The sequence below is a fragment of the Pedobacter puniceum genome, from assembly GCF_009674685.1.
Taxonomy (GTDB): Bacteria; Bacteroidota; Bacteroidia; order Sphingobacteriales; family Sphingobacteriaceae; genus Pseudopedobacter; species Pseudopedobacter puniceum.
This window is the reverse complement of sequence record NZ_WKJI01000008.1, coordinates 64,038-73,868: the sequence shown is the minus strand read 5'-3', so window position 1 is coordinate 73,868 and position 9,831 is coordinate 64,038. Positions and strand designations below refer to the sequence as shown.

Sequence of the window (9,831 nt, the reverse complement as noted above, 5' to 3'; positions counted from 1 at the left end):
ATTTCAACTTCTTTCCCCCTTGCGGGCTGCAAAGGTGCACATCTTTTTTTTTACTCACAAATATTTTTAACACCTTTCTATCCTTTAAACCCCTAACTCATTGAATATCTTATCGAAAAATGTTGAAAATAACATATCCAATATAGAAAATTAGTAAGCATTAGTACTTAATAATACTAAAGTGCAAGCTTCTTCTGTAGCAATTCCTTTCTCTAATGCGAGCTCCTCAAGCTCGGGATTTTCTGAACCAGGATTAAAAATAATACGTTTGGGATTTGTTTTTAATATATAATCGTATAAATCTGGTTGATTTGTAGCGCCTACATACATGGTTATGGTATCAACATCAGCATGAATTTTTTCTGGTTTTTCTATGGGCTGACCTGCAACTTCACCACTTTTAATACCCACATTTATAATTTCATGACCGTGAGCTACTAATTTATTGGCAGCCAAATAAGCATATCTTGATGGATTAGGTGTAGCACCCAAGATTAAAGTCTTTTTCATATTGATTATTTTAAGAAATTGAATACTGCATCTGCGCAAGCCTGACCATCTATTGCAGCAGAAATTATACCACCAGCATAACCAGCACCTTCAGCACAAGGGAATAGGCCTTTGACTTGAGGATGTTGTAAAGTTTCTTTGTCTCTTGGGATTCTAACTGGAGACGATGTTCTTGACTCCACCCCTACTAAAACTGCTTCGTTAGTATAGTATCCTATCTTTTTATCTTTATTAAACATTTTACTTCCAAAAACAGGAAGTGCTTTTCTTAACCTATTTGCGACCATCGACGGTAAAATGTCGTCTAAACTTGAAGAAGTTAGCCCTGGTAGGTATGAATTATTTGGTAAAGAGTTAGAAATCCTCCTCTCAACAAAATCAACCATTCTTTGTGCTGGGGCTTTAAGATCTCCTCCTCCTATTTTGAAAGCTAGCTTCTCTATTTCGGATTGAAAATTAAGCATTTTGAAAGGATCGTTAGCAGCGCCTTTAACATCCTCTATATTGATTTGCACTACTGTGCCTGAATTTGCAAAAGGATTATTCCTTTTAGAAGGACTCCAACCGTTGACAACAATTTCTTGATGATCAGTAGCGCAAGGTGCAATAATACCACCTGGACACATACAAAATGAAAATACTCCCCGATTTTCAATTTGCTCAACCAAACTATAATAAGATGGAGGTAAATTAGGATGTCTGATATCGCAATGGTATTGTAAACTATCTATGATTTGTTGAGGGTGCTCTATACGAACACCTAAAGCAAAAGGCTTAGCTTCTACTAAGATATCTTTCTCTCTAAGTAGGTAGTAAATATCTCTGGCAGAATGCCCGGTTGCCAAAATAAGAACATCGGTAGTGATTTCTCCGTGATTGGTAAATACTTTTCTAATCTTACCTTCTTTACAATCTATATCTGTTAGTTTGGTATTAAAATGAATTTCGCCACCATTATTGAGTATGGTTTCTCTTATAGCTACTATAATTTGAGGCAACTTATTTGTCCCGATATGCGGCCTTGCATCTATCAAAATATCATTTGTTGCGCCATGTTCGACAAAAATTTGCAGCATTTTATTGACATCGCCTCTTTTGTTAGAACGCGTATATAATTTACCATCGGAATAAGTTCCAGCGCCACCTTCGCCGTAACAATAATTAGAATCGGGATTTACCAAACCTTGTTTATTGATATTTGCGAGATCTCTACGTCTTTGTTTAACGTCTTTTCCTCTTTCTAAAACTATTGGTTTTAAACCGAGTTCAATTAATCTTAATGCAGCAAATAAGCCGGCCGGGCCAGCACCCACCACTATTACTGGCTTAGCGTTACTGACATTTTGATACTTTATATTTTGGATAGTTAAAGAAGGTGTTTCTTTAATGTATAGTTCTACTTTTAAACGAAATACTACTTGCTTTCCTCGAGCATCGATAGAGCGCTTTCTAATATTAAAGTGGCTTAAATCGGCTTTTTTTAAAGAAGCCTGATTTAAAATTTGTACTAAAATTTTGTCTTGATTATCAATATCATCCGGAAGGATAACAATTTCTATTTCCTTTTTCATGCTATTTTGTCGGGTATTTATCCCAAATTGTAACAAAGGTATGAAAATTGAAATCTAAACATTAAATTGAAAAAAAATTAAAAAAACTAGAAAATGAAAAAATTACTTTATGGATTTCTTGCAGTTGTTATTGCAACATCATTAAGTTCTTGCGGTTACAATAGTTCTGTTAAATTAGATGAAAAAGTTAAAGCGCAATGGGGTGAGGTTGAAAACCAGTACCAAAGAAGAGCAGACTTAATTCCGAATTTGGTAAATACAGTAAAAGGCGTTTCAAATTTTGAAAAAGAAACACTTACCCAGGTGATTGAAGCTAGAGCAAAAGCTACTTCTGTGCAAGTTGACCCTACTAAATTAACACCAGAAACTTTACAGAAATTTCAAGCTTCACAAGGGCAGTTATCTCAAGCATTAGGAAGGCTGATGGTAGTTTCTGAGCAATACCCTGAATTAAAAGCTAACCAAAACTTTTTAGAATTACAGGCACAACTTGAGGGAACAGAAAACAGAATTACTGTTGCCAGAAGAGATTTTAACCAAGCTGTACAAGAATACAATACTAATATTAGGACTTTCCCTAATAATATTTTTGCAGGTATGTTTGGTTTTACAGCGAAAGGAAGTTTTGCAGCAGAAGCTGGCGCTGAAAAAGCACCAGAAGTAAAATTCTAAAGCTACTAAATAAATTTGCGTGAGTTTCGATGTAGAAGCTCACGTTTTATTTTCACACATATCTAATGGGTTTCAAATGCCACAGTTATCTGATAAAGACCAAGAAAAAATTAAACATTCTATAGAATGGGCAGAGAAAGCAACCTCTGGAGAAATAAGGGTTTGCCTAGAAAAAAATTGTGAAATAGATGCTTACGAAAGAGCTGTTACCTGTTTTTTTGATTTAGAAATGGACAAAACTAAATTAAAAAATGGTGTACTTATTTATTTGGCTATAGAGGACCATAAATTTGCCATTATTGGCGATAGTGGGATTAATAACTTAGTGCCTCATAATTTTTGGGATAGTACTAAAGAGTTAATGCTTGAACAATTTAAAAAAGGAGATATTGCTGAGGGTTTAAGTGTAGGTATTATTGAAGCAGGCAAACAACTTAAAAAGTTTTTCCCTTATGCTGCTCATGACACAAATGAACTCTCTGATGATATTGTTTTCTTGAAATAACCCGTAAAAAATGAAAAAAATACTTTTATTAATTCTGATTACTCTTTTTAATTATACGGGTTTTGCTCAAAACTTTCCGGCGCAACCAAGTACTTTGGTAAATGACTATACAGGTACCTTATCGCCAGAACAAATTAACCACTTAGAACAAAAACTTGTTGCTTTTGATGACTCTACTTCTATACAGGTAACGGTGGTTTTAATAAAATCTTTAGATGGATATGAGGTTAATGATTATGCATACCAATTGGGCAGAGCTTGGGGTGTTGGTGGTAAAGAAAAAAATACTGGAGTTGTTTTATTAGCTTCTTTAGGAGATAGAAAAATAACCATACAAACAGGTTATGGTATGGAAGGCGCTTTGCCAGACGCTATAACTAAGAGAATTATAGAGAATGAAATCAAGCCTAATTTTAAACAAGAACGCTATTTTGAAGGTTTAAATGCTGCAACAAATGCTATTATTGCTTTCACTAAAGGTGAATATAAAAATGACAAACCTATTAAAGGTAAAGGACGTGGCTTCCCTGTAGGCTTAGTAATCTTAATCATTATTGTTATTATTATCATGGGGGTTAGCAAAGGTGGCGGCGGTAAAGGAGGAAGAAGCGTGATTGGTGGAAGAGGTGCTGCTGATTTAGTTTGGTGGTCTATGTTGGCTGGTATGGGCAGAGGAGGAAATAGTGGTTGGGGGGGCGGCTCATCAGGTGGATTTAGTGGCGGAGGCGGTGGCTTCGGCGGATTTGGTGGTGGCAGTTTTGGTGGAGGTGGAAGTAGTGGAAGTTGGTAGTGGTTAGGTGGTTAGGTGGTTAGGTGGTTAGGTGGTTAGGTGGTTAGGTGGTTAGGTGGTTAGGTGGTTAGGTGGTTAGGTGGTTAGGTGGTTAGGTGGTTAGGTGGTTAGGTGGTTAGGTGGTTAGTGTCAAAACATATCAGCACAAATTGTTTTATAGAATCCTGAAATAATTCGGGATTTTTTATTTTTATAGCATGAGTATAGAAAAATGGGAGACTTGTTCTTCTGAATATATTGTAAAGCGCCCTTGGGCAACTTTAAGAGTTGATGAATGTAAATTACCTGATGGCAGAATTGCTAAAGAATATTATGTTTTAGAATATCCTAATTGGGTTAATGTTGTTGCTATTACTGAGGAAGAGAAAGTTATTATGGTGAAACAGTATCGTCATAGCGGGAATATTATTTCTTTAGAAATTCCGGGTGGGGTTATAGATGGAAATGAGAACCCTGCTGATGCTGCTAAAAGAGAACTTTTAGAAGAAACAGGCTATTTGTTTGAAGATTTAGAATTGGTTTCTACCATTTATCCAAACCCTGCTACCTCTAATAATGTTACTTATTGCTATTTGGCTAAAGGAGGCAAAAAAGTACAAGAACAAGATTTAGATGAGCATGAAGATATTGATATTGAATTTTATAGTATTGATGAAGTAAAACAAATGCTTTTGAATAATGAAATCCCTCAAGCTTTACATGTTACGGGATTGATGTATGCTTTTTTGAAATTGGGTGTGTTGAAGTAAGTCGGGAGTCCGAAGACCGATGTCGGGAGACCGATGTCGGAAGTCTGATGACCGATGTTGAAAGATTGAAGTTTGGGAAACCCACCTAAATTAAACGGGATAGAAGCAAATGCCCTAGTGAAGCTCGGAGTATTGCGTACAGTCCCGAAGGGATGGTTTTACCACCAGACTGTTTTTACCGAAGCTGCATTACAGTACCTTTCCAAAAAAATGATAAAATAAAAAAATCCCGTTAAGTGTGTACCTAACGGGATTTCTTCAGAAAATTTGAGTTAGCTCATTTTAAGCTTTTTCTGAATATCGTGAACGTAAGCTTTAAATTTCTTATCGGTATCTATTAAATCTTCTACGGTTTGGCAAGCGTAAATTACGGTTGAGTGGTCTCTGCCTCCAAAAAACGCTCCGATTGATTTTAATGATGTTTTGGTATGGCTTTTTGCCAAGTACATAGAAATTTGACGAGCTTGAACGATTTCTCTTTTTCTAGTTTTTGATTTCACCATCTCTACCGGAACTTCAAAATATTCGCAAACCAGTTTTTGGATATACTCCATTGAAATTTCTTTGCTGGTGTTTTTGATAAAATTCTTTAGCATTTGTTTAGCTAACGAAATATCTATCTCTTTCTTATTTAAAGTTGATTGTGCCAGTAAAGAAACCATAGCCCCTTCTAACTCACGAACGTTATTGTCTATGTTGTGTGCAACGTACTCGATAACATCATTTGGAAGCTCTATACCGTCCTGATACATTTTCTTTTTCAGGATAGCCATACGGGTTTCAATATCAGGAACAGAAAGATCTGCTGATAAGCCCCACTTAAATCTTGAAAGTAATCTTTCTTCTAAACCAGCTAAATCTTTTGGAGCTTTGTCTGAAGTGATGATTAATTGCTTACCAGATTGGTGTAAGTGATTAAAGATATGGAAGAAAATATCTTGTGTTTTATCTTTTCCGGCAAAGTTGTGTATGTCGTCCATGATGATGACATCCATTGCCTGATAGAAATTCACAAAATCATTAATGGTGTTGTTTTTTAATGAGTCTACAAACTGCTGGCAAAATTTCTCGCAAGAAACATAAATGACCAACTTATCTGGCATGTTTCTTTTGATTTCATTACCAATGGCTTGTGCCAGGTGAGTTTTACCTAAACCTACGCCTCCGTAAATCATTAGAGGGTTAAATGAAGTGCCTCCGGGCTTTGCTGCTACGGCATAACCTGCAGAGCGAGCTAAACGGTTGCAATCTCCTTCAATAAAATTCTCGAAAGTGTAATTTGGATTTAACTGAGGATCTACCTGTAACTTTTTTAATCCGGGGATTACGAAAGGATTTTTGATATCCTTGTTTAAAGCAACAGGCATTGGGATAGACTGGTTTTTACCTTCTGCACCGTTACCACTTGAAGGAATATTTGTAGTGTAAGGCTTCTGTGAAGAAGATTTTTCTACAACAATGTTGTATTCTAATCTGCCAGAGTCTCCCAACTGGTTTTTAATTGTCTTCCTTAAAAGACCTACATAATGTTCTTCCAGCCATTCATAAAAGAACAAACTAGGTACCTGAATCGTAAGAACACTTCCTTCTAATCTTAGTGGAGTGATAGGCTCAAACCAGGTTTTAAAACTCTGGCTTGGGATATTATCCTTAATGATTTGAAGACAGTTTTCCCAAACATGGGTACACGTTTTTTCCATATATTTTTTTAATAATCTGATTCTAAATGCGATGGAAGCGTTGCGGGGTTGCTTACTTCCGAGTCTCGAAGATTGAAAAAAAAATTGGTTTAAAAAAACTAAATTTTGAAATTATTTTCAATTACTTCAATAGCAGAAGAATAAGTTATTTTTTTCTTTTTTTCTTTTGTGAAAATATAATCTATACGGCCTAAATTGATTCCGGCAAAACCTACTTGATTAACCAAAGTTTCTTTACCTAATAAATTTCTTACGCTTTCTGGCGTATTTAAAAATGTATGAGTATGACCGCCAATAATTAAGTCTGTAAAGTATGTGTTTTGGGCCAAAACAATATCAGAAACCTTATTTTCGCGATATTTAAAGCCTAAATGAGAAAGGCAGATGACTAAATCACACTTTTGATCTTGTTTTAAAAAGCGCTCCATTTCTAAAGCTTTTTTGATAGGATCTAGGTATTTAGTTTCTCCGTATTGCTGCTGATTTACTAAACCTGTCAACTCTATACCCAAGCCATACACACCAATTTTTAAACCTCCTTTATTAAAGATTTGATAGCCTTTGGTCTTGCCTTCTAATGTGGTATTTGTAAAATCATAATTGGCATTTAAGATTGGGAATTTAGCATGTGGTAATTGTTTAGCAAAGCCTTCAACTCCGTTATCAAAATCATGATTTCCCATGATAGCGGCATCATAACCCATCATGCTCATCATTTTAATTTCTAACTCGCCACCCCAATAGTTAAAATAAGGTGTGCCTTGGAAAATATCACCGGCATCAAGTAATAAAACGTTCTTTTCTTCTTTTCGGATATTATTGATAAGTGTAGCTCTTGGCGCAACACCACCTTTACCTTGGTTACGTGAGCCATCCATAGGGAATGGGTCTATCCTACTATGCACATCGTTAGTATGAAGTATGGTAAGTTTTACGAAATCTTCTTCGGCAAATACACTAACTGGGTTAAAACCCATTGCTAATAAAGCTGCGGCTGATAGAGAACCTTTTAAAAAACCTCTTCTATTTAAGCTTAATTCTTCCATCGTTTACAGGATTTAAAATTTGATTTTTGTTTTTGAATGTTGAGAGATAATCTAACAGTCCATCTCTAAGCTTGTAATCATAAACTTTTTTAGAGATTGCTTTTGTGAAAATTTCTCCGCCATCACCGCCGTTTATCATATAATCGGATGTTAAGATGGTATAATTTTTTTCTAAATTGATAGGCTCACCATTGATTTTAACATCTGTAGCTTTTCCGTTTTCTATGGTAAAAGTTGCTCCAGAAATAGGCTCGCCACCACTGCTGGCCAAAAAGTTGAAAAATTCTTGAATAATTTGACCTGAGAAAGTAGCTGTTGCGAAAGCATTTTCAAAAGGCATCAATTCAAAAATTTTATAACGCGGAATATTTCCCTTTGGCAGAGAAGTACGCAAACCACCGTAATTGGTATAAGCAAAATCAAACTGAATTTTTTTGACTTTGGCACTTACATACATGGCATCTGCAAAAAAATTGTTTAAAGGAGCTTCTGGCTTACCTTTCTGAATTTCCTTGGCGGATACTGCTACAACATCATTCATGATAGAATCTAATTGTTGCTTGTATGGTTTATAAAAATTACTGAGGGTAACATCGGCAGGAAAATCTGCCGAGATAGGGTAAATTTGCTTTTGGGTGTTCTTTACATGATAATGAACACCACAAGCCTGTAATAATAGTGCTGTGAGAGCAACTATTAAAAATTTAAATTTCATATTGATGATTTAGTTAGTGTTTTAGTATTCTCCAAATACTTCTCTAAAAGTATCGGCAATTTCGCCTAAAGTTGCATATTCTTCAACTGCGTCAAGTAAAAAAGGCATTACGTTTAGGTTATTTTTTGCAGCAAGCTTCAAATCGGCTAGTTTTTGTGTAACGGCTTCTTGGTTTCTTCTTTCTTTTAGCAGCTTAATTTTCTCGATTTGTGTTTTTCTGATGCTGTCATCAACACGAAAAACATCCTGCTTAATACTTTCCTTTTCCTGATATTTATTTACCCCAACAATAATTTGCTCGCCATTTTCTACGGCTTTTTGATAATCATAAGCTGCTGCTGCAATTTCACCTTGTATAAAACCATTTTCTATAGCTTGTACAGCCCCACCCATGCTATCTATCCTATCTATATATGTTTGAGCTAATTTTTCTAATTCATCTGTAAGTGACTCTATAAAATAAGAACCAGCAAGAGGGTCTACCGTTTGCGTTACACCTGTTTCAAATGCAATAATTTGCTGCGTTCTTAAAGCTATTTTAGCTGCTTCTTCTGTTGGAAGAGATAAAGCTTCATCAAAACCGTTGGTGTGTAAAGACTGTGTCCCGCCCAAAACAGCAGCCAAAGCTTGATTTGTTACCCTTACAATATTATTTTGAGGTTGTTGCGCTGTTAAAGTAGAGCCACCTGTTTGCGTATGAAAACGTAACTGTTGTGCTTTACTGTTTGTTGCCCCTAAAGATTTGGTGATGTTTGCCCATATTCTTCTGGCTGCTCTAAATTTGGCAATCTCTTCAAAAAAATTATTATGGCAATTGAAGAAAAATGATAAACGCTGTGCAAAAAGATTAATATCTAAACCTTTATCTATGGCTGCTCGTAAATATGCTTTTCCGTTTGCTAAAGTAAAGGCTAACTCTTGTACCGCTGTTGAGCCAGCTTCTCTGATATGATAACCTGATATCGAAATGGTGTTCCATTTAGGAAGCTCTTTGCTGCAATACTCAAAGATATCTGTTATGAGACGCATAGAAGGTTTTGGCGGATAAATATAAGTACCTCTGGCAGCGTATTCTTTTAAAATATCATTTTGTATAGTTCCTGAAATTTGAGATAAATCAGCTCCTTGTTTTTTTGCTAAAGCAATATACATGGCTAGTAATGTGGCTGCCGTAGCGTTGATGGTCATTGAAGTAGTAATATCCGCTAGCTTAATGCCATCAAAAAGTATTTCCATATCCTCTAAAGAGTCTATGGCGACACCTACTTTACCCACTTCGCCTTCTGCCATGTCATGATTAGAATCATAACCTATTTGTGTTGGCAAATCAAAAGCTACAGATAATCCTGTTGTACCCTGCTGTAATAAATAATGATATCTTTTATTAGATTCTTCGGCAGTAGAAAAACCTGCATATTGGCGCATTGTCCATAATCTACCGCGGTACATATCTTTTTGTATACCTCTAGTAAATGGGAATTCGCCAGGTTTTTCATTATTCTGTTTAGTAGGCTGATGGTAAACTTCCTTAATCTCTACACCTGAAGTTGTTTTATTGATTTTATCAGCCATA

The 9,831-nt window shown here is 35.7% G+C and carries 10 protein-coding genes; 4 read left to right on the top strand and 6 right to left on the bottom strand.

Annotated features, from left to right (window positions below):
- Window positions 1-150 precede the first annotated feature (150 nt).
- Window positions 151-510, bottom strand: coding sequence for a CoA-binding protein (locus GJJ64_RS16725; protein WP_154288898.1), 360 nt, complete (start codon window positions 508-510; stop codon window positions 151-153).
- Between the two features lie 5 nt (window positions 511-515).
- Window positions 516-2,081, bottom strand: a complete 1,566-nt coding sequence (locus GJJ64_RS16720) for an NAD(P)/FAD-dependent oxidoreductase (RefSeq protein ID WP_154288897.1) — start codon at window positions 2,079-2,081, stop codon at window positions 516-518.
- 93 nt (window positions 2,082-2,174) lie between these two features.
- Here GJJ64_RS16720 and GJJ64_RS16715 point away from each other — a divergent pair, with 93 nt between their 5' ends.
- From GJJ64_RS16715 to GJJ64_RS16700, 4 genes are all read left to right on the top strand, one after another.
- Complete coding sequence (locus tag GJJ64_RS16715) at window positions 2,175-2,753, top strand: LemA family protein (RefSeq protein ID WP_039455137.1); 579 nt, start codon at window positions 2,175-2,177, stop codon at window positions 2,751-2,753.
- A 76-nt stretch (window positions 2,754-2,829) separates the two neighbouring features.
- Complete coding sequence (locus GJJ64_RS16710) at window positions 2,830-3,258, top strand: TPM domain-containing protein (RefSeq protein WP_154288896.1); 429 nt, start codon at window positions 2,830-2,832, stop codon at window positions 3,256-3,258.
- Between the two features lie 10 nt (window positions 3,259-3,268).
- The gene (locus GJJ64_RS16705; protein WP_154288895.1) at window positions 3,269-4,048 is read left to right on the top strand and encodes a TPM domain-containing protein; all 780 of its coding nucleotides are present in this window, start codon (window positions 3,269-3,271) and stop codon (window positions 4,046-4,048) included.
- Between the two features lie 197 nt (window positions 4,049-4,245).
- Window positions 4,246-4,797, top strand: a complete 552-nt coding sequence (locus GJJ64_RS16700) for an NUDIX hydrolase (protein ID WP_154288894.1) — start codon at window positions 4,246-4,248, stop codon at window positions 4,795-4,797.
- 272 nt (window positions 4,798-5,069) lie between these two features.
- Here GJJ64_RS16700 and dnaA read toward each other — a convergent pair whose 3' ends face one another.
- The 4 genes from dnaA to GJJ64_RS16680 form a co-directional block, all read right to left on the bottom strand.
- Window positions 5,070-6,497 carry a chromosomal replication initiator protein DnaA gene (gene dnaA / locus GJJ64_RS16695; protein ID WP_154288893.1) on the bottom strand — a complete coding sequence of 476 codons (1,428 nt, stop codon included), beginning with the start codon at window positions 6,495-6,497 and terminating at the stop codon, window positions 5,070-5,072.
- A 98-nt stretch (window positions 6,498-6,595) separates the two neighbouring features.
- Window positions 6,596-7,543, bottom strand: a complete 948-nt coding sequence (locus GJJ64_RS16690; RefSeq protein WP_154288892.1) for a metallophosphoesterase — start codon at window positions 7,541-7,543, stop codon at window positions 6,596-6,598.
- On the bottom strand, window positions 7,521-8,258 hold the full coding sequence (locus tag GJJ64_RS16685; RefSeq protein ID WP_154288891.1) for a 5'-nucleotidase C-terminal domain-containing protein: 738 nt from the start codon (window positions 8,256-8,258) through the stop codon (window positions 7,521-7,523). Before GJJ64_RS16685 ends, GJJ64_RS16690 begins: the two co-directional genes overlap by 23 nt.
- 21 nt (window positions 8,259-8,279) lie before the next feature.
- Complete coding sequence (locus tag GJJ64_RS16680) at window positions 8,280-9,830, bottom strand: acyl-CoA mutase large subunit family protein (RefSeq protein WP_154288890.1); 1,551 nt, start codon at window positions 9,828-9,830, stop codon at window positions 8,280-8,282.
- Between the last annotated feature and the right edge of the window lies 1 nt (window position 9,831).

Excerpts from the sequence above, each read along its gene's own strand:
- GJJ64_RS16685 (WP_154288891.1), bottom strand. The coding sequence starts at position 8,258 with ATGAAATTTAAATTTTTAATAGTTGCTCTCACAGCACTATTATTACAG.
- GJJ64_RS16680 (WP_154288890.1), bottom strand. The coding sequence starts at position 9,830 with ATGGCTGATAAAATCAATAAAACAACTTCAGGTGTAGAGATTAAGGAA.
- GJJ64_RS16725 (WP_154288898.1), bottom strand. The coding sequence starts at position 510 with ATGAAAAAGACTTTAATCTTGGGTGCTACACCTAATCCATCAAGATAT.
- dnaA (WP_154288893.1), bottom strand. The coding sequence starts at position 6,497 with ATGGAAAAAACGTGTACCCATGTTTGGGAAAACTGTCTTCAAATCATT.
- GJJ64_RS16720 (WP_154288897.1), bottom strand. The coding sequence starts at position 2,081 with ATGAAAAAGGAAATAGAAATTGTTATCCTTCCGGATGATATTGATAAT.
- GJJ64_RS16705 (WP_154288895.1), top strand. The coding sequence starts at position 3,269 with ATGAAAAAAATACTTTTATTAATTCTGATTACTCTTTTTAATTATACG.
- GJJ64_RS16690 (WP_154288892.1), bottom strand. The coding sequence starts at position 7,543 with ATGGAAGAATTAAGCTTAAATAGAAGAGGTTTTTTAAAAGGTTCTCTA.
- GJJ64_RS16700 (WP_154288894.1), top strand. The coding sequence starts at position 4,246 with ATGAGTATAGAAAAATGGGAGACTTGTTCTTCTGAATATATTGTAAAG.
- GJJ64_RS16710 (WP_154288896.1), top strand. The coding sequence starts at position 2,830 with ATGCCACAGTTATCTGATAAAGACCAAGAAAAAATTAAACATTCTATA.
- GJJ64_RS16715 (WP_039455137.1), top strand. The coding sequence starts at position 2,175 with ATGAAAAAATTACTTTATGGATTTCTTGCAGTTGTTATTGCAACATCA.